16 protein-coding genes are annotated in these 19152 nt (G+C 75.7%); 8 read left to right on the top strand and 8 right to left on the bottom strand.

Annotated features, from left to right (window positions below):
• Positions 1–100 precede the first annotated feature (100 nt).
• Complete coding sequence (locus tag ACZ5WK_RS04755; RefSeq protein WP_465544927.1) at positions 101–553, top strand: MaoC family dehydratase; 453 nt, start codon at positions 101–103, stop codon at positions 551–553.
• A gap of 236 nt (positions 554–789) precedes the next feature.
• Positions 790–2121, top strand: a complete 1332-nt coding sequence (locus tag ACZ5WK_RS04750) for an MBL fold metallo-hydrolase (protein ID WP_465545239.1) — start codon at positions 790–792, stop codon at positions 2119–2121.
• A 198-nt stretch (positions 2122–2319) separates the two neighbouring features.
• Here ACZ5WK_RS04750 and ACZ5WK_RS04745 read toward each other — a convergent pair whose 3' ends face one another.
• The 3 genes from ACZ5WK_RS04745 to ACZ5WK_RS04735 form a co-directional block, all read right to left on the bottom strand.
• Positions 2320–3282 (bottom strand): DUF389 domain-containing protein, encoded by a 963-nt coding sequence (locus ACZ5WK_RS04745; RefSeq protein WP_465544925.1) that lies wholly within the window; start codon positions 3280–3282, stop codon positions 2320–2322.
• A 162-nt stretch (positions 3283–3444) separates the two neighbouring features.
• Complete coding sequence (locus ACZ5WK_RS04740) at positions 3445–6129, bottom strand: DUF7824 domain-containing protein (RefSeq protein ID WP_465544923.1); 2685 nt, start codon at positions 6127–6129, stop codon at positions 3445–3447.
• Positions 6126–7529, bottom strand: a complete 1404-nt coding sequence (locus ACZ5WK_RS04735; RefSeq protein WP_465544921.1) for an SWIM zinc finger family protein — start codon at positions 7527–7529, stop codon at positions 6126–6128. The genes ACZ5WK_RS04740 and ACZ5WK_RS04735 overlap by 4 nt, the downstream gene beginning before the upstream one ends.
• A 136-nt stretch (positions 7530–7665) precedes the next feature.
• Here ACZ5WK_RS04735 and ACZ5WK_RS04730 point away from each other — a divergent pair, with 136 nt between their 5' ends.
• Both ACZ5WK_RS04730 and ACZ5WK_RS04725 read left to right on the top strand, forming a co-directional pair.
• Entirely contained in the window at positions 7666–8577 is a 912-nt protein-coding gene (locus ACZ5WK_RS04730) for an acyl-CoA thioesterase (protein WP_396319993.1), read from the top strand.
• A 102-nt stretch (positions 8578–8679) separates the two neighbouring features.
• Positions 8680–9330: a TetR/AcrR family transcriptional regulator gene (locus ACZ5WK_RS04725; protein ID WP_396319992.1), complete on the top strand. Its 651-nt coding sequence runs from the start codon at positions 8680–8682 to the stop codon at positions 9328–9330.
• Positions 9331–9524: 194 nt separating this feature from the next.
• On the opposite strand, the gene ACZ5WK_RS04720 is transcribed toward ACZ5WK_RS04725, so the two are convergent.
• Entirely contained in the window at positions 9525–10634 is a 1110-nt protein-coding gene (locus ACZ5WK_RS04720; protein WP_465544918.1) for a mechanosensitive ion channel family protein, read from the bottom strand.
• Between the two features lie 453 nt (positions 10635–11087).
• Here ACZ5WK_RS04720 and ACZ5WK_RS04715 point away from each other — a divergent pair, with 453 nt between their 5' ends.
• The 3 genes from ACZ5WK_RS04715 to ACZ5WK_RS04705 all read left to right on the top strand — a co-directional run bounded on the left by ACZ5WK_RS04715 (position 11088) and on the right by ACZ5WK_RS04705 (position 12738).
• Positions 11088–11876 carry an alpha/beta fold hydrolase gene (locus ACZ5WK_RS04715; RefSeq protein ID WP_465544916.1) on the top strand — a complete coding sequence of 263 codons (789 nt, stop codon included), beginning with the start codon at positions 11088–11090 and terminating at the stop codon, positions 11874–11876.
• A 59-nt stretch (positions 11877–11935) separates the two neighbouring features.
• Positions 11936–12364, top strand: a complete 429-nt coding sequence (locus ACZ5WK_RS04710) for a MerR family transcriptional regulator (RefSeq protein ID WP_465544914.1) — start codon at positions 11936–11938, stop codon at positions 12362–12364.
• A 194-nt stretch (positions 12365–12558) separates the two neighbouring features.
• Complete coding sequence (locus ACZ5WK_RS04705; protein WP_465544912.1) at positions 12559–12738, top strand: hypothetical protein; 180 nt, start codon at positions 12559–12561, stop codon at positions 12736–12738.
• Between the two features lie 133 nt (positions 12739–12871).
• On the opposite strand, the gene ACZ5WK_RS04700 is transcribed toward ACZ5WK_RS04705, so the two are convergent.
• Positions 12872–14590, bottom strand: coding sequence for a DUF2398 family protein (locus ACZ5WK_RS04700; protein ID WP_465544910.1), 1719 nt, complete (start codon positions 14588–14590; stop codon positions 12872–12874).
• 271 nt (positions 14591–14861) lie between these two features.
• Here ACZ5WK_RS04700 and ACZ5WK_RS04695 point away from each other — a divergent pair, with 271 nt between their 5' ends.
• Positions 14862–15593 carry a lysoplasmalogenase gene (locus ACZ5WK_RS04695; RefSeq protein ID WP_465544908.1) on the top strand — a complete coding sequence of 244 codons (732 nt, stop codon included), beginning with the start codon at positions 14862–14864 and terminating at the stop codon, positions 15591–15593.
• 77 nt (positions 15594–15670) lie between these two features.
• Here the strand turns inward: ACZ5WK_RS04695 and ACZ5WK_RS04690 are convergent, their stop codons facing one another.
• The 3 genes from ACZ5WK_RS04690 to ggt form a co-directional block, all read right to left on the bottom strand.
• Positions 15671–16282 carry a hypothetical protein gene (locus ACZ5WK_RS04690; RefSeq protein ID WP_465544906.1) on the bottom strand — a complete coding sequence of 204 codons (612 nt, stop codon included), beginning with the start codon at positions 16280–16282 and terminating at the stop codon, positions 15671–15673.
• 153 nt (positions 16283–16435) lie between these two features.
• Positions 16436–17239, bottom strand: coding sequence for an exodeoxyribonuclease III (locus ACZ5WK_RS04685; RefSeq protein ID WP_465544904.1), 804 nt, complete (start codon positions 17237–17239; stop codon positions 16436–16438).
• Between the two features lie 108 nt (positions 17240–17347).
• Entirely contained in the window at positions 17348–19150 is a 1803-nt protein-coding gene (gene ggt / locus ACZ5WK_RS04680) for a gamma-glutamyltransferase (protein WP_465544902.1), read from the bottom strand.
• Positions 19151–19152: the final 2 nt, after the last annotated feature.

The following is a 19152-nucleotide window of genomic DNA, read 5'->3' as shown; positions in this document are numbered from 1 at the left end:
TTCCGGCCCTGATCGTTTTCCGGCCGACCCCTGACAGGTGACCGGCGAGTAGGCATACTCTGCCGGAGTCCGCACCCCCACCTGCCACCAGGAGCGTTCCGTGACGACCTTCGCCTCCCTCGCCGACCTCACCGCGGCCGTCGGCACCGAACTGGGCACCAGCCAGTGGCACACCGTCGACCAGGAGCGGATCAACCTGTTCGCCGAGGCCACCGGTGACCACCAGTGGATCCACGTCGACCCCGAGCGGGCCAAGGAGAGCCAGTTCGGCTCGACGATCGCGCACGGCTATCTCACGCTGTCGATGATCCCGGTGCTGGCCAAGGAGTGCTACGGCGTCGAGGGCGTGCGGATGGCGCTCAACTACGGCTCGGAGAAGGTGCGCTTCCCGGCGCCGGTGCCGGTCGGCACGGCGATCCGGGCCACCGCCGAGCTCGTCTCGGCCACCGAGGTGCCCGGCGGCGTCCAGGCCGTGGTCCGGTTCACCATCACCAGCGCGGAGAGCGCCAAGCCGCACTGCGTCGCGGAGACGATCACCCGCTTCTACGCCTAGCCGGCCGGTCGCGCCCGGCCGCGCCCTCGCCACTCCCCCGTTCTGTACGCCGAACGGCACGCACGGGGCCGCCCACCGGGTCCGGGCGGCCCACTGCGAGTAACCTCCGACGAGATGGTTGTCGTACTGCATCGGCCCTGCTGCCGTGGGTACGCGCCCCGGCATGCCCGGTAGCCGTAGCCGTCCTTGGAGGTGCCGTGCCCCGCCCTGCCCCGTGGTACTCCCGCGTAGCCGGTCTGACCTCGCAGTTCTCCAGCCCGCCGGCGCTCTCCGGACTTCCCCGCGCGGCCTGGCACCGGGTCCGGACGGACGCCTTCGGCGCCGAGCCCCGGGGCGAGCGGCTCTCCCGAATCCACCGCTCGCCGCAGTTCGCCGACGGCGCCTTCCGCAACCCGCTGCCCACCCGCCGGCTCGTCTACGAGCGCACCCCGCTGGAGATCACCCGCGCCCAGCTGGCGGCCGACAAGACCCGCCGGATGCCCACCGCCGCCGTGCCGCTGCACCGGCTAATCCCGGTCGACCTCGCCGCACCGCCCGCCTCCGGCCTGCGGCTCACCTGGCTCGGCCACGCCACCGTACTGGCCGAGATCGACGGCCGCCGGGTGCTGTTCGACCCGGTCTGGGGCGAGCGCTGCTCCCCCTTCGGCTGGACGGGCCCCAAACGGCTCCACCCGGTGCCGCTCCCACTCTCCGAACTCGGCCCGGTCGACGTCGTGGTGGTCTCGCACGACCACTACGACCACCTCGACATGGCCACCATCCGCGCCCTCATCGGCACCGGCGCGGTCTTCGCCGTCCCGCTCGGCGTCGGCGCCCATCTGGAGCACTGGGGCGTTCCCGCCGACCGGCTCGTCGAGCTGGACTGGTGGGAGTCGGCCGAGGTCGCCGGGCTCACCCTGACCGCCACGCCGGCCCGGCACTACTGCAGCCGCGGCCCGCGCACCAGCGCGCTCTTCCTCTGGGCGTCCTGGGTGGTGGCCGGCGGCGGGCACCGGGTCTTCCACAGCGGCGACACCGGCTACTTCCCCGGGTTCGCCGAGATCGGCCGCCGGCTCGGTCCGTTCGACGCCACGATGATGCAGGTCGGCGCGTACTGCGACTTCTGGCCCGAGGTCCACATGACCCCGGAGGAGGGCGTCCGGGCCCACCTCGACCTCGGCGGCGAGCTGTTGCTGCCGATCCACTGGTGCACCTTCAACCTGGCGCCGCACCCGTGGGAGGAGCCCGCCGAGCGGGTGGTCGCCGCGGCCCAGGCGCTCGGCGCGCGCCTGGCGGTACCCCGTCCCGGCAAGCCCTTCGAACCGGCCGATCCGCCCGCGCTGCGGCTCTGGTGGCGGGCGGTCGCGGCGCTGCCGCAGGACGACGCGACGCTGGTCGTCCCGGACGGCCTCGCCCCGGCGGCCGGAGCGGAGGCGAGCGGCGCGCCGGCTGGCGCTGCGCCGGCAGGGATGGCGGCGGGCACCACGCCGGCGGGGGCGGCGGGCGACCCGGCGGCAGGCGGTGCGGCGGCGGCCGCGCCCGCGACCCGGCCCAAGGCGGCGGCCGAGGACGACGGGGTCACCGTCTGACGCGGCCCGGCGCATCGGGAGGGGCAGGAGTCCACGCGAACTCCGGCCCCCTCCGCCCGTCCGCCGCTCCGGCGCTCATCCTCCCCGCGTCGCCGCTCCCGCGCTCGTCCTTCCCGCGTCCGCCGCTCCGGCGCTCGTCCTTCCCGCACTCACCCTCCCCGCGCTCACCCTCCGTGCTGCCCGCGGACGGTGCGTCCCTCAGCCGGCCGTCCCCCGGGCCGCCGGCTCCCCCTTCGCCCGGCGGCGGATCCGCCGCCAGGCGCCCTGCTGGACCAGCAGCGTCAGCACCCCGGCCACCACGATGCCCAGCATGTTCAGCACCAGCTGCAGACTGGAGCCCCAGAACTGCCGGAAGTCGCCGTACCCGAGCGCGACCGCCGCGTTGGCGGCGGCCGGCACGGTGGTCACCGAGATCGCGACGCCGACCAGCATCCCGGCCTTCGAGGAGGTCAGCGAGAGCAGCCCGGCGATCCCCGCGAGGAAGGCCACCACGAACGAGGTCGCGTCCGGCTGCCAGATGAACGACGTGTTCGGCCGGGCCCCGTCGAACTGCCCCTGGCTGAACAGCCCCAGGCCGTCCATCAGCAGCGTGAAGCAGACCGTCAGCGCCATCGCCACCGCGAACCCGGCCACCAGCGCGTTCAGCGAACGCAGCGCCGGCCGCGGCCGGCGCTGGACCACCGCGACGCAGAGACCGGCCAGCGGCCCGAACTCCGGGCCCACCGCCATCGCGCCGACGACCAGGACCGCGCTGTCCAGCACCGCACCGCAGGCGGCCAGCATCGTCGCGACGGTGAGGAAGGCCAGGTAGACCCCGGTGAGGGTGGACTCCTCGTGGGTGATCTCGGAGACCGCCTCCCAGACCAGTGCGTCGGCGCCCTCCCCGGGCGCGAGGCGCTCGGCCTCGTCGGCGGCGGCCGAGAGGGTCAGCTCGATCTCCTCGACGTCGATCGCCCCGCGCTCGGTCAGCCCGGTCTCCCGCAGCGCCCCCAGCACCTCGTCCGCCGACTCCCGCGCCACGTCACAGAGCACCACGTCCCCGGCGGGCCGGACGGCGGCATCCGGCAGCAGCACCACATGGGTCACGCCGACCGAGCCGTCCAGGCAGGTCAACACGGTGTCCCGGAGGTCGGTGGGCACGATGAGGCGCAGGTGCAGCACGGGTGCTCCGGACGGTGCGACGGCTGATGACCCCGCTCACCCTAGACGGCCCCGTCACGCGGACGGGCCGCCCGGCCCGGTGAACCGGCTGGGTGCCGGGTCCGCCGGGCCCGGCACCGGGGCCCACCTCGGACCCGGCCGGTCCCGCACCCGGCCGGTCCGTCAGCCGGCGAGCAGGTCGCGCAGCGAGCGTGCCTCCTTCACCAGGCGGCCCGACCCCGCCCGCGCCGCCACTGCGGCCACCTCGGGTATCGGGCCGCGGGCCGCACAGCGGCGGGCGGCGTCCGTGGCCACGGCGAGGAGGTCGGTGGTGCCGCGGGCGGGCTCGCCGGCCAGGAGCACCGGGAGGGCGGGGGCGAGGACGGACCAGACGGTGGCGTAGGCACCGGTGTCGGCGGCGGCGGTGACGGCCGCGGCGAGGCGGTTCGGCTTGACGGTGCCACGGGCCACCAGCTCGCCGAGTTCGCGGCCGAGCAGGGCGCCGTCGAGATCGCCGCGGGCGGCGAGGACCAGCAGGGCGTCGACCGCGGCCGTACGGTCCTCGGGGGAGCGCGCGCCCAGGCCGTAGGCGACGGCGAGGTGGAGGGCGAGGCCGGCCGGGCCGCCGGCCTCGGCGAGGACCGGCAGCAGGGCGGCCGCGCCCCGCCGTTCCCGGTCGGCGGAGTCGGCGAACCAGTCCAGCCAGCGGGCGGCCTGTTCCTCGCGGTGGTGCGGGAGCATGGCGACCCAGTGCACGGTGGGCTGCCAGAGCCACTCGTCCTGCTTCCGGGCCCGCGCCACGCTGGGCTCGGTGCCGTCGAACAGGGCCCGGAACCTCGCGTCCAGGCGCTGCCCGGCCGGGCCCTTCGGTCCGGCGCCGAAACCGGGCTGGGCCACGGAGACCCGCTTGAGCCCCTCCCACCAACGCTCCCAGTACGGCCGGACGCTCTTCGCCCCCCGGCCGGGTTCGAAGACCACCCGCTCCGAGGACTGACCGGGCAGGCCGCCCTCGCGCAGCCACTGCGCCGCCCAGCGCCCGGCCGGCGAGGCGAGCCGCCCGGCCGCGGCGAGCACCGCCTCGTCGGTGGTCGGGGTGAGCCGCAGCAGGGCCGCCTGGAGGTCGACCTGGCCGGGCGTCACTCCCCCCGATTCGTAGCCGGCCAGCCGCGAGACCAGCACGGCCGCGTCCAGCGCGCCGGTGGCGTCGGTCGGGGTGGCGAGCAGGAACGGCGGCCGGGTCGCGGTCACCTGCCAGGCCGCCTCCTCCAGCCGGGCGGCGAGCACATGACCGTGGACGGTGCCGGCCTGACCGCGCAGCGGCGATCTGCCCCCGCCGCCGAGGAAGTCCCGGAGCCGGTGAGGCGGGGTCTGCCCGGCGACGGCGGCCGCGACGTACAGGACGTCGCCGGGCCCGCAGTCCTGCCACCGGCCGACGCCGCTCCACTGGTGCACCCTCAGGACCGGCTCCAGCGCCTCGGCGAGCGCCGTGCGGTCGCGGTGGGCATGCCGGACCAGGCCGTCCAAGGTGCGTTCGAAGACGGCGACGTCCACCCGGCCGGAGAGCATCAGCACGGACAGCTCCTCGGCGACCTCCTCCGGGGTGGCGAGCGGCTCCCCCAGCGGCCTCGGCTGCGGGACGGGCGGGAGCAGCTCGCTCCACCCGGTGTCCGGGTCGTCGCCGCCGAGCGGCGCGCCCAGCAACTCGCCGGCGCGCGCGTGGTGGGCCGGGTTGAGCGCCTCGGCGGCGAACCGCAGCTCCGGAAGCACCGCCTCACCGGCCGCCCCGAGGTGACGGGCCACCACGTTGAGCGCCCGCTCCTGGAGGGCGCTGTCGGAGTGCCCGAAGGCCTCGGCCGCCGCCAGCACCGCCGGGCCGGCCCGCTCGGGCGAGCGCCGGGCCGCCTTGTCGAGCCAGCCCAGCTGCGCACGGACGAGCTTCTTCTCCGTCCGGAACAGCACCACCGCCGAGGCCTCCGTCAGCACCTCCGGCCCGACCAGCCCGGCCGCGTCCAGCCCGGCCAGCGTCTGCTGGGCGTGGCCGGCCACCACGGAGAGCCCGTCCAGCAGGGCGACCAGGCTGCGCAGCCGGGCGGTGTACTCCTCCGGGGTGGGCGCGAGGGCGGCCAGGACGGCGAGGAAGGCCCGCTGGTCGGCCGGCTTGCCACCGCGCACCAGCCGGGCGAGGCACCGGTCGAGCAGCTCGGCCCGGTCCAGCTCACCAGCGGCCGCCAGCGCGGCGACCGCCTCCGGCCAGCAGTCCCCGGGCCGCTCGGTGAACCGGTGTTCGAGCCGCCAGCCGATGTCCGCGAGCTCGAACACCCGGGGCGCCAGCACCGGCGTGAAGTCGTCCTCGCGCAGGCGCTCCAGCAGCGTCCGGCCCCAGCCGCGGTTGTCGTCGCCCCTCGCGAGCTGCTCCAGCCACTCGGCGGTGAAGGCCTCCGTGTCGGGCACCGGGCAGCCCGTCCGCCGGACCACGTCCTCGATCAGCGGGTAGAGGTCCCAGTTCCAGCCCGGCCCGCGGCGCGCCGCCAGCCGGGTGGCCACCTCGACCTGCCACTCGACCGGTTGCGCGCCGACCACCTGGGCGAGTGCCGGGTGGCGGGCGAAGGAGCGGCCGGCGAAGTCCCGCCCGCCGATCCAGGTCGCGGCCCCGGCCGGCCCGGCGTGGCAGCCGGCGCCGGCCACCAGTAGCGCCCCGGCCTGCGCGATCGCCTCCTTCGACCACTCGCCCCGGACCTTCTTGCGCAGCTCCTTGAACGCTGGCAGACAGGCCCGCCGCTCGGCCGGGCCGAGCCCCGCCACCAGGGCCGGCACCTGCGGCGTCCGCCCCTCGCGGACCGCCGTCACCAGCTGCTCGACGCCATTCATGCGCCCGCTCCCACCGTGCTCGTCGCGTCCGCCGCACTCGCCGCGTTCTCCCGGACCATCCCGACCGCCAGCGCGTGCTTGCACGGCCCGCGCCCGCCCCGGTACTTGGCCCACCAGAGGCAGGTGCAGCTCAGCGCCCCCGCCGCGTCCGTCCGGACCCGCTGGAGGTGGTCGTCCACCGTGACGGTGGCGAGCGCGCCGCCCTCCTCCAGCCGGACGGCGCCCGCCGCGACCAGCGCGTGGGCGGCCCGCAGCCGCGGGTTCCGCGCCTCGGCGCGGCCGGCGTCGTACGGCAGCTGCCGGTGGAAGTACGCGGCCTCGGCGGTGTCGTAGCCGATCTGCCCCGCGGTGCCGAGCCGGGTGAGCGCGGCCCGCACCCGCGCCGGGGTGAGGCCGGACTGCTCGGCCAGCTCGGCGACCTCGACCCGCGGCTCCCAGGCCAGCAGGACGGCGACCAGTTCGGCGTCCTGCTCGGCGGTGCCGGTGGCCAGTGCGCCCAGCACCCCTCCCTCGCCGGAGAAGCCGCGCGAGGCGTCGGGCGACAGGGTGAGGGTGAGCCGCATGCCGGGCAGCACCACCTCCCAGGCCGAGGCGGCCGGGCCGTCGCCCGCCACCGGCCCGTAGACCCGCAGCGCCAGCGCGTGCCTCAGCACCCTCTGCAGGGCGGCCAGCCGCTCCGGGCCGGGCAGGCAGACCGCACCGGGCACCGGCCGGGTGGTCGGGCGCAGCGTCCGGCCGGCGGGGACGACCCAGCCTGCGGCGGCCCGGGTCCGGCCGCCGCCGCGCGGCAGCGAGCGCAGGAAGCGGACGGCCTCGGCGGCGGGCAGCTCGGCGCGCAGGTCGAAGCCGGCGGCCGTCACCTGGGTCTCGGCGAAACCGCGCAGCCAGCGCTCGGGCAACGGCACCTTCTTCTCGACGACCGGCCCGTCGAAGGTGGTGACCTCCAGGGCGTCCGGGCCGACGGCGAGGTGCAGCGGGTCGCCCGGGGCGATCCGGGTGAGCGCCTCGCGCAGCGGGTTGTTGACGTCGACGTTGGTGGTGCCGTGGCCGATCTCGTCGCCGTCGAGCCCGGCCCCGAGGACGTCGAGCCGGGCGTAGACGCCGCAGCAGCCGGAGAAGGACTCGAACCGCAGCCGGTCGCCGTTGGCGGTCACCACCGGGTCGAGCGAGGCGCGCAGCTGCGGCTGGTAGTAGCGGGCGGCGGCGACGTCCGCGACCGCGAGCAGCGCGGCGGCGGCCGGTGCCGGGTCGGCCAGGAAGCCCGCGAAGAAGCGCGGGTTGGCGACCGCCCCGAGCGGGGTGGCGCCGCCGGAGGTCTCCAGGGCGAGGCGCGGGCCGTCGGAGCCGTCGAGGACGGCGGACGGGCGCAGATAGGCGTACGCGTGTGCGGCTTGCGACATGCCGAGCACGCTAGGAGGGGGTACTGACAACGCGTCGGCCGCCGCCTGGTACTGAAACAGGTTCTAGGCCGGGATTAACCCGAAAGGGTTACCCAGGTCACACCGCCGGACCGTTGGCTTCTGCCACTATGGGCCGGTGACCGACGTGACCGAACAGGAAAGACGGGCCACCGATACCGCCGGCCCGTTCGCCGAGCTGCTGCGGATCGAGCGGCTGGACGAGAACACGTTCCGGGGCCGGTGCCATGCCGGCGCCCCGATGCGTGCCTTCGGCGGCCAGGTGGCCGCGCAGGCGCTGACCGCCGCCGGGCTGACCGTCGGGCCGGACCGCCCGGTGCACTCCCTGCACGGCTACTTCCTGCTCGCCGGCGACCCGACCCGCCCGATCCGCTACGAGGTCGACCGGGTCCGCCAGGGCATGTCGTACGCCACCCGCCGGGTGACGGCGGTCCAGGGCGGCGACGCGATCTTCACCCTCTCCGCCTCCTTCAAGCGGCCCGAGCCCTCCGCCGACCGTCACCGCGAGATGCCCGCCCTGCCCGGGCCCGAGGAACTGCCGGACGCGCTCTCGCTCTGGGACGAGGCGGACCGCGCGGCACTCACCCGCACGAGCGGCTTCGGCTCGCTGGAGCTGCGGTTCGTCCCGCCGGACGCGCCCGGCGTGCCCCCGGCCGTGCCCGGCATGCCCCAGCAGTTCGTCTGGCTGCGCACCGGCTCCCCGCTGCCCGACGGCGACCCGCTGCTGCACGTCTGCGCGCTCACCTACCTCTCGGACCTCACGCTGGCCTCGACGGCCGGGCTGCACATCCAGCCGAACTTCTTCCAGCGCACCGAGGCGCCGCGGCTGATCCTGGCCTCGCTGGACCACGCGATGTGGTTCCACCGCCCGTTCCGGGCCGACGAGTGGCTGCTGTTCGCCCAGCGCAGCCCGTCCTCCTCGGACGGGCGCGGGCTGTCGTTCGGCGAGTTCTACGACCGGGACGGCCGGCTGGTGGCCTCGGCGGTGCAGGAGGCGCTGGTCCGCGACCGCTCGGCCCGGCTGCGCTGACCGGCGGCCGCCCCCGCCTGCACCCCGGTGCACGGCGGGCGGACGAGAGGCGGCCGGTCGGCGTCATACTCCTGGGCGGCCCCGGGCCGTATCATGGTGCGGGTGACCAAGGTTGACCTGTCACCACGGCCGGTGGAGACGATGTCTCCGCGTCAGCTCGAACGCCGCGAGTCCCTGATCGCGGCCGCACTCGCCCTGGTGAACGAGATCGGCGTCGAGCGGCTGCAGATGAAGCAGGTCTGCGAGCGGTCCGGAGTCGCCCTGGGGACGGCGTACCGCTACTTCTCCTCCAAGGACCACCTGTTGGCGGCGGCCATCGCGGAGTGGCACCGGCTGCTCCTGGCCGACCTGGTGGCGGAGCTGCGCGGGCCCCGGGCCGGGCTGGGCGCCACCGACCGGGCGGTGCGCTTCGTCCGCGGCGGCATGCGCGCCTACCAGCGCCAGCCCGAGCTGGCCCGGCTCCGGGTGGCCGTCGCCGCCTCCACCGACCCCTTCGCCAGCGAGGCCCTGCAGGGAATGGCCCGCGCCGACAGCACCGCGCTCCAAGCGGTGATGGCCGAAGTCCCGGCGGCCGCGAGCGACCTCGTGCGGCACATCGTGGGCCACGCCTGGCAGGGCGAGCTGACCGCCTGGGTGACCGGCCGCACCACGCTCGGCGACGCCCGGCGGCGGCTGGAGGACGTGGTGCGGCTGGTGCTGACCCCGTACGAGACGCCGTACCCGGCCCCGTACGAGGTCCAGCCCGCCGGCTAGGGCCTCTCTTTCGGATCTTGTCGGATCAGCGCAGGAACTCTGCCCCCGAGGGCTGGGAGCTCCCCGACGTCGTGCGCCCGACGGGTCCTGAAGGTGAAGCCCTGTCCGCGCCCCACTGCGCGTCAGTCAACGGCACGGTCGGACCGGCGGTCCGATGATCGGAAAGAAACGGCCTGGCCGGCCCCACGCGCCGGCTACCGCCGCCGGTCCGCCAGCGCCTTGGACGACGCCTCCCACTGGTGCGGAACCGCCGGGAGGGACGACGGTTCGCCCGCCCCGTCCTGCTGCAGCGAGACCGTGCGCGTGGGCGCGGGGATCGAGATGCCCTCCGTCCGGTACCGCTGGTGCAGGCGCTTGATGAACTCGTGCTTGATCCGGTACTGGTCGCTGAACTCGCCGACGCCCAGGATCACCGTGAAGTTGATCCTGGAGTCCGCGAAGGTGTGGAAACGGACGGCGGCCTCGTGGTCGGGCACGCCACCGCTGATGTCGGCCATCACGCTGTCGACGACGTCGAGGGTGACCCTCTCCACGTGCTCCAGGTCGCTGTCGTAGCCGACCCCGACCTGGACCAGGATCGACAGCTTCTGCTCGGGCTGGGAGTAGTTCGTCATGTTCGTCCGCGCCAGGCGGCCGTTGGGGATGATCACCAGGTTGTTCGACAGGTTGCGCACCACGCTGTTGCGCCAGTTGATGTCGACGACGTACCCCTCCTCCCCGCTGGTGAGCCGGATGTAGTCACCCGGCTGGACCGTCTTCGAGGCGAGGATGTGCACACCCGCGAAGAGGTTGGCGAGGGTGTCCTGCAACGCCAGCGCGACCGCGAGACCGCCCACCCCGAGGGCGGTGACCAGCGGGGCGATGGACACCCCGAGGGTCTCCAGGGCCACGAGGACGCCCATCGACAGCACCACGATGCGGGTGATGTTGACGAAGATGGTCGCGGACGCCGCGACGCCCGTCCGGGACGCGGCCACCGACTGCACCAGCCCGGCCACCACCCGGGCCGCGCTGAGCGTCGCGATGACGATGAGCACGGCCGTCAGCGACCGGTCGACCAGCACCCCGATCCGCGCGGTGAGCGGCAGGGCCGAAGCGGCCACCGCGGCCCCGGCGATCACGGCCGCCCAGGGGACGATGGTGCGCAGCGCGTCGACGATGATGTCGTCCCCGCTCCACTTGGTCCTGCTCGCGTGCTTGCCCAGCCACTTCATCAGCGCCCGCAGCACCAGACCGGCCACACAGCCGGAGGCCAGCGCGATGCCGGCCACCACCCAGTCGTGCAGGAGCAGGTCCCGGGTCACCGACCCGCCCCCGCAGCGTGGAGGGCGAGGGAACGGGCCGCCGCCGGCCGCCGTACGTGCTGTGTCGTCACCTTGTCGCCTGCCAGGTCGTGTCGTGCGCAGCCGCGTTGGAGCGGACGTACGTATTCCGAACGGACTGCCATCCTGCCCCATGGCCCGGCTGCCGCCACAGCCGGACCCCGGCGTTCCGTCCGTGCGACAGCGGGGCCGCCTGTTCCGGGCGGTCGACGCGGCCCCGGCGTTCGGCGGGAGGCCCCCTCCGCAGCGCCGAGGCACGCTCCCTCCTGCCCGCCGGTCGACGCTCCGGCGCGTCCGGCGGCCGGCCCGCGATCCGGCATGTCACCTCGGGTTGCTCTGAAGGGAGTTGGGCCGCGTGCTTGACCTTCACATCGGTGTGAACACGTACTGTCGCGAGTGACCGAGACACCCACGGCCGCAGAGGAGCCACCTGCCATGTCCGAGAAGCCGACCACCCCCGCCCCGCTCGCCCGGACCGTCCTCGGCTCCGGCCCCGGCCTGCTGCTCGCCCACGGCGCGGGCGGCAGCGGCATCAACAACTGGGGCCCGCTGCTGGAGGACCTCGCCGCCCACCGCACCGTCGTCGCGCCGGACTTCCCCGGTTCCGGTGACTCCCCGTACGAGCCGCAGGCGCCCACCCTGGACGAGCTGGCGGACCGGCTGGTCGCCGCCGCCGTCGAGGAGGGCCTGGAGACCTTCGACCTGGCCGGCTACTCGATGGGCGGCGCCGTCGCCGTCCGTGCCGCCAACCGCCACCCGCAGCGGGTCCGCTCGCTGCTGCTGATAGCCCCGGTGGCCGGCGGTGACCACCGCCTGCGGATGACCGCCGAGCTGGTGGTCGGCCTGAGCGACCACCCGGAGCTGATGGCCCGCTTCATGCTCTCGGTGCTCTTCGGTTCGACCTGGGTCTCCTCGCTGACCCCCGAGGAGCTCGCCGGTCTGTACGACAACCTGCTGACCCCGCTCCCGGACGGCGTCCGGCAGCAGTTCACCCTGGTGGGCGAGGTGAACGTCCGCGGCGATCTGGGCTCCGTCGCGGTGCCGACGCTGGTGATCAGCCCCACCGAGGACATGCTGGTGCAGCCCAGCCAGCACCGCGTCGTCGCCGGGGGCATCCCGGGTGCCCGGCTCGCCGAACTGGCCGCCGGCCACATGGCCTTCGTCGAGCTGCTGCCCGAACTGCGCAAGCTGGTCATGGACTTCCTCACCGGCCTCCCGGAGTAGCCGGAGCAGCCGGCCCGCCGGCGGCGGGCGGGAACAGCGGCGGGCGGGCGGACGTTCCGATGATCATGCGCATCGGAGAACTCGCCCGCCTGACCGGGGTGTCCACCCGCCTTCTGCGGTACTACGAGGAGCAGGGCCTGATCCTCCCGGAGCGGTCGGCCGCCGGCTACCGCGAGTACGGCGACGACGCCCTGGTCCGGGTGCGGCAGGTCCGCGGCCTGCTGGCGGCGGGCCTGTCCACCCGGGTGATCGCCGAGATCCTGCCGTGCGCCAGCGGCCCCCTCCCCGCCCTGGAGGCCTGCCCCGACCTGCTCGCCACCCTGCGGGGCGAGCTCGCCGAACTCGACGCCCGGATCGACGACCTGGCCCGCAGCCGGCAGGCCCTCGCCCACTACCTCGACACAGCCGAGCCGACGACCCGGGTGAGCCCCGAGCAGGCCGCGCGCCCGACCGCCGAGCCGGCGCGGCGCATGTACGCCGCCGCCTGACGGGCCACCGTCGCGCGGGGCACCCGCGCACCTGGCTGCCTCGTGGCCCGGAGCGGGCCGACCCGCCGAGGCCCGCGCGCGCCCCGGCGGGGCCGCTCACCTGCGGCCCTGTCGGCACGAACCGACGCCCGCCCCCCATCCGGACTTCACCCACGCGTAGCGATCGTTCACACCACCCTGGAACGCTCCCTGACATGAACGCCAACCCTCCGGCGACCCTCCAGGATCCGCGCTTCCCGCTCCCCCAGCGCCACCGCCGCTACCTCGCCTGCGCCGCCGTCCTCGCCTCCATCGCCCTCGGCACCCTCGGCGTCGGCGCCACCGTCGAAACCGTCCAACACGGCCCGGTGACGGCGGCCACGGCCGGACGGTGATGTGATCAGCGCACATGCACGCACGGCGGGGTCGCCGATATGGCCACGACCAAGAAGTACACCGTGACCCTGCCCGAGAAGCTCGCGGAGCAGATCCGGACAAAGGTCGGCCCGGGCGAGTCCAGCCGTCATGTCACGCCCGCTGTTCCTCCCTCGGCCCGGCCGGGGCGGGGACCGTCACCGGCTGGTCCCGGCGGGAGTGGCGGCCGGTGCCCGGGGGCGGGAGGAGGTCGGCGGCGGGGGCGTAGCGGGCGGCGGGGGCGCGGACGAGCCAGCCCGGGGGGCGGGTGCCGCGGGGGGTGGGGGCGAGCAGGCCCATCCGGTGGAGCAGGTCGAGGGTGTCGCGGCGCAGGGCGGTGCGGTCGGCGAGGTAGTCGCGGCGCCAGCCGGCCGGGAGGCCGTACTCGTCGGCGATGTCGCCGAGGACGCCGTCTATCAGGGCGTCGGGGACCGGGACGTCCGCGTCGGTGGTCTCGCCCGGGAGCGGGCGGACCTCCTCGACCAGGCGCTCGACCAGCAGCAGGGCGGCCTGGGCCACGGTGCCGGGGCCCGGCAGCGCGAGGTCGGTGAGTTCGTCGGCGGGGTCGAGCAGGGCGACGCCCTCGGCCCGCACCTCGGCCTCCAGGCCGAGGAAGTCGGCGAGGGCGGCGGGGCCGGTGTGGTGGTGGTCACGGAGCCAGGCGCGCTGGTCCTCGGGCAGGTCGGCGGCGAGCACGGCCGGGGTCTCGGCGAGGCGGCGGCGGACGGCCGTGCCGGGATCGGCCTGGGTGGCGCGGCGGATCAGGTCGGTGGCGTCGGCGGCGAGGGCGGGCGGGCCGGCGGGGACGGCACGGGCCAGCTCGCGGTCGACCGTCAGGACGGCGCTCTCCTCGGCCAGGTCGGCGGGTATGCCGTCGAGCACCTGCCACTCGGCGAGCGCGGCCAGGGCCGTGGCGAGGTCGGCGGGGGCGGCGCAGCGGTCCGGCCCCGGCGCGGCGGAGCGCATCGCGGCCAGCAGCCGGCCGAGCGGGAGCTGTTCGGGGGCGTCGACCAGCAGGGCCAGGGCGAGGGCGAGTTGGGCGTATCCGCCGGGGGTGAACGGGGCGCCGGTGCCGGGGTGTTCGAGCCGGCGGCCGGTGCCGGGGCCGAGGCCGGCCTTGCAGAGCCGGGCGTGCCAGGGACCGACCACGAGGCGGTAGCCGAGCAGGGTGTCGAACCGCTCGGTGAGCCAGTCACGGTGACGGCGGATCAGCGGGAAGCCCTCGGCGTGCGGCCCGGAGGCGGTGACCAGCGGGTGGGCCAGCAGCAGCCGGGCGGCGATCCGGCGCTCGGCGGCAGCGGAGCGATCCTGCGTCCCGGCGGCGGAGCGGGCGCGCTCGGGTTTGCGGTGCTTACCGGGCGTGCCCGGTTTGGCCCCTGAGAGGACGGCGGACGATGCCCCGGCGTCCCGCCGGGCCCGGCGCGGACCGCGCGCCGGGCGGGCCTCTCGGGCGCGCAGCGCGGCGGGCGCGTGCGCGGTGGGGCCGTGCCACCAGCTGACCTCGGCCTCGGCGGGGCCGGGCGCGGCGCCGGGGGCCGGCTCGGCGGGGACGCCGAAGTGGCGGGCGGGGTAGAGGCCGAAGGAGGCGGTGCAGAGGTCGTCGGCGGCCCCGGGACCGGCCTCGGCGAACCACTGGGCGAGCCGGAGCAGCCCGGGGTCGGGCGAGAGTCCGCCGGCGTCCGCGGCCGGGCCCGGCACCTGCGGAGCGTCAGGACCGGCTTCGCGTACGGCGACGACGGCGACGGTGGTGCTCCGCCCCGCCCCGCCCGTGCGTCCGTCCGACGTGCCGCCGGCCACCTGCGTGGTGTCGGCCGCGTACTCCTGCTGCTCCATGTCGTGGACCAGACTAGACGGTGGGCGCGGCCCCGGTGGCAGCAACCGGACCGGGCGGCGGATCGGCCGGCCCACCGCCCGCCGAGCGCCGCGCCCGCCGCCCGCCGACCGCCGCGCCCGCCGCCGCGTCACCCCGCGGGCACCGCCGGTGCTACGCGCCGGTAACAAGCCCTTCCCCGGCGCGGGCCCGGTCGCCTAGGGTGCGGACGAACGGGCCGCCGCCCCGGCGCCCGGGCCCCGCCCCACCCGGACCCCCGGAGGACACCGCCGCATGAGCATCCGTACGACCACCCGCGCCGTTCTCGGCGGCCGCGGACCAGGGCGCCTGCGCGCCGCCACCGGGCTGCTCACCGGCTTCGCCGCCACCTCGGCGGCCCACCTGGGCGCGCTCCTCACCGACACGCCCGTGCTGCGGCACGCCACCAAGCCGGCCCTGATGCCGCTGCTGGCCGCGCACAGCGTCACGGCCGCCACCGCGGCCGGCCGGGAGGCGCCGAAGCTGCTGGCGCCCGCGCTGCTGCTGAGCGGGGGCGGCGACGTGCTGCTGCAGCTCGGCAACGACACCGCGTTCCTGGCCGGCATGGGCTCCTTCGCGGCGGCGCACGTCTGCTTCGTGACGATGTTCGTCCGGCAGGGGGCGCTGACCGACCGGCGGCGGGCGCTGGTGGTCGCGGCCGCGTACGCCACGGCCTGGGCGACGATGGTGGGCCGGCTCTGGCCGGACCTCGGCGACCTCCAGGTCCCGGTGGCCGGGTACAGCCTGCTGCTCGCCTCGACGGCCGTCACCTCGGCCGGGCTGGGGTGGCGGACGGGTCTGGGCGGGGCGCTCTTCCTGCTCTCCGACACCCTGATCGCCACCAAGCTCGCGAAGTGGCGGGAGCTGCCGGGACATCAGTTCTGGATCATGGCCACGTACATCCTGGCCCAGTACCTGCTGGCCACCGGCGCCCTGAGCGCCGCGGAGGACAGCGGATCCCCGCAGGCGCTGCCGGCCATCGCCTGAGCGGCACCCGGGAACACGACGGTGCCGCCGGACGTGACGTCCGGCGGCACCGTCGAAGCCGCACGCGCGGCGGCCCTTCAGGCGGAGTCGGCGCCTCCCCGCCGCCGCAGCAGCCAGAACCCGCCGATGCCGCCGATGACCAGCGCCGCGCCGCCGGCCAGCTCGGCCGGGTTGGCGGCGACCGAACCGCCCAGGCCGGTCTTCACCGCGCCGTGCGGGGCGATCTGCTGGCTGCCCGCGCCGGACTGGCCGAGCGAGCCGGCCCACTCCCCGGCCGCCTGGCCCCACTCGCCGAGGCTGCCGGCCGGCGACGACGTGGTCGTGGACGTGGTCACGGTGGTGACCGTGACGCTGGTGGAGAAGGCGGCTCCGTCGGGGCAGGTGCCGTCGACCTTGTTGTCGCCGCTGTTCTTGGCCGCCAGCCGGGCGGAGCCGGTGTGCTTGCCGTCCGAGCCGAGTGTGAGGGTGGCCGGGCCGCCCTCGAAGGCCTGGGAGTTGGCGGTGATGGTCTTGGCGTTGGGCTTGTCGGACTTCTCACAGGAGACCGTGACCGTCACGGTCTGGCCCGGTGCGGCCTGGGACGGGCTGACCGTGGCGGCGCCGTCCTTGGCCAGCGCGATGGGGGCCGTCAGGCCGGTCAGCACCGTCGCGCCGATCAGGGCGGCGGCGGCCGTACGCGTGGGGCGCATACCGGAACCTCCGGGATTCTCGGGCGCAGCCGGGGACTCCGATGTCCACGTGATCGAACAACTACACCCAGTCATTCACCGACGCTAGGCACCCGGCCCCCGCCCGGCCACCGCTCTGGACCGTTCGGGGGACCACCCGCTACCGGGAGTGACTCAGAGGTCGAGGTCGACCACGACCGGGGCGTGGTCGGACGTGCCCTTGCCCTTGCGGGCCTCGCGGTCGACGTAGCTGTCCGTCACGGCGTCGGCGAAGGCCTTGTTGGCGAAGGTGAGGTCGATCCGCATGCCCCGGTTCTTCGGGAAGGCCAGCTGGCGGTAGTCCCAGTAGGTGTACGGGCGGTCGTACTTGAGCGGGCGCGGCACGACGTCCTGGAGGCCCGCCTCGGCGAGGGCGGTGAGGGCTGCGCGCTCGGTGGGGGTGACGTGGGTGAGGCCCTCGAAGGCGGCGACGTCGAAGACGTCCTCGTCGGCCGGGGCGATGTTGAAGTCACCGAGGACGGCGAACGGGCGCGGGCCCGCGGCGTCCTCCAGCGAGGCCTGGCGCAGGGCCTCCAGCCACTCCAGCTTGTAGCGGTAGTGGGCGTGGTCGACCTCGCGGCCGTTGGGCACGTAGACCGACCAGACCCGGACCGGGCCGCAGGTGGCGGCGATGGCGCGCGGCTCGACGTCGGGCAGCAGGGCGTCGTCGGCCAGGTAGCCGGGCTGGCCCGGGAGGTCACGCACGACGTCGTCCAGGCCGATCCGGGAGACGACGGCGACGCCGTTCCACCGGCCGGTGCCGTGCGCGGCCGTCTCGTAGCCCAGCTCGCGCACGGGCTCGTACGGGAAGGCGTCCGCGGCGCACTTGAGCTCCTGGAGGCAGAGCACGTCCGGCTTGGCGCTCTCCAGCCATTCGAGGAGCTTGGGCAGCCGCGCGGTGACGGAGTTGATGTTCCAGGTGGCGATGCGGACGGTCACGGCGGGCGGCCTTCCCGGTGGTTCGGACGGGTGCTTCGGACGACGGGTGGGCGCCCGGAAGGACGCCCACCCCGAATCTACCGCCGCCCACCGACAAACCGGCCGGCGTCAGGGTGCGGGCCGCACCACCGCCGCGGCGCCGCCGCCACGGCGGACCGGTTCGGCGGCCGCCACCCAGCGGCCGTCCGGCAGGCGTTCGACGCCGGTCGCGGCGCCGATCTCGGGCGTGCTCGCGAACACGTGGCCGAGCGCCTCCAGCCGGGCCCGCTCGGGCAGGGCGAGGAAGGCCGGCTCGGCCTGGGTGGCGGCCGTGTTGCGCTGGCTGGCGCGCGGCGCGGTGATCGCCTGCTCCAGGCTCAGGCCCCGGTCGAGGCGGCCGAGCAGCACCTGGAGGGTGGTGGTGATGATGGTCGCCCCGCCGGGCGAGCCGGCCGCCAGCACGGGCTCGCCGTCGCGCAGCACGATGGTCGGCGAGAGCGAGGAGCGGGGGCGCTTGCCCGGGCCGGGCAGGTTGGGGTCGGGCACCCCGGGGGTGAGCGGGGTGAAGTTGAAGTCGGTCAGCTCGTTGTTGAGCAGGAAGCCGCGGCCGGGGACGGTGATGCCGCTGCCGCCGGTCTGCTCCAGGGTGAGCGTGTAGGAGACGATGTTGCCCCAGCGGTCGGCGACCGTCAGGTGGCTGGTGCTGAGGCCCTCGTAGGGCTCGGCGGCGGGCGCCGGACCGGCGCTCGCGCAGGCGGCCGGGTGGCGCGGGTCGCCGGGGGCGAGCGGGCTGGTGAGCGCGCGGTCGGGGCTGATCAGGCAGGCCCGGGCGGCCGCGTACCGCGCGGAGAGCAGCTCCTTCGCCGGCACGTCGTTGAAGGCTGGGTCGCCGACCCAGCGGTTGCGGTCGGCGAAGGCGATCCGGGAGGCGTCCAGGAAGTGGTGGTAGTACTGCGTGCCGTCGTACCGGCCGACCTCGCCGTCCTCCAGGATGCCGAGCGCCTCGCCGACGGTGGTGCCGCCGGAGCTGGACGGGGCGATCGAGTAGAGGTCGTAGTCGCGGTAGGCGACGTGGGTGGGCTGCTGCCGGCGGACCTGGTAGCCGGCCAGGTCGGCGGCGTCCACCTTGCCGGGGCGGGCGTTGCGGCCGGAGGCCGGGTCCACCGGCGGGTGCTGGATGGTCCGGACGATGTCGCCGGCGAGGTCGCCCTGGTAGAGCGCCTTGGTACCCTCCTTGCCGAGCTGCCGGTAGGTGGCGGCGAGGTCGGGGTTACGGAAGGTGGAGCCGACGACGGGGAGGCTGCCGCCGGGCAGGAAGAGCTTCGCCGTGTCGGGGAAGTCCTTGAACCGGGCCTGGTTGAGCGCGGTCTGGTCCTGGAAGGTCTGGTCGACGGCGAAGCCCTGGTCGGCGATCCGCTGGGCGGGCCGCAGCGCGTCGGCGAAGGAGCGCTTGCCCCAGAGCCGGACGGCCGTCTCCCAGGTCGCCGGGGATCCGGGCACGCCGACCGAGAGCCCGCTGGTGACGGCGTCGGCGAACGGCAGCGGCGTGCCGCCCTCCAGGAACAGCCCCTCGTCGGCCGTCCGGGAGGCGGTCTCCCGGCCGTCGATGGTGGAGACCCGCCCGCTGGCGTGGTCGTAGTAGACGAAGTACCCGCCCCCGCCGATCCCGGCCGAGTACGGCTCGGTGACACCGAGCGCCGCCGCGACGGCGACCGCGGCGTCCACGGCGTTGCCGCCCTTGCGGAGCACCTCGATCCCGGCCGCGGTGGCGTCGGCGTCCACGCTGGCCACGGCGCCGCCCCAGCCCACCGCCTCGGGCACCTTGGGCGGGGACTGCACCGGTGGTCCCGCCGCGCCGGCCGGCCCCGCGGCGGAGCAGACCAGGGCGGTGGCGAGCAGGAGCGGCGGGGCGATGCGGGCCAGAGCTCTCATCC

This window comes from Kitasatospora sp. NPDC032757, assembly GCF_055579305.1.
Note: the sequence above shows the minus strand (reverse complement) of the source record. Positions and strands in the feature narration are given on the sequence as shown.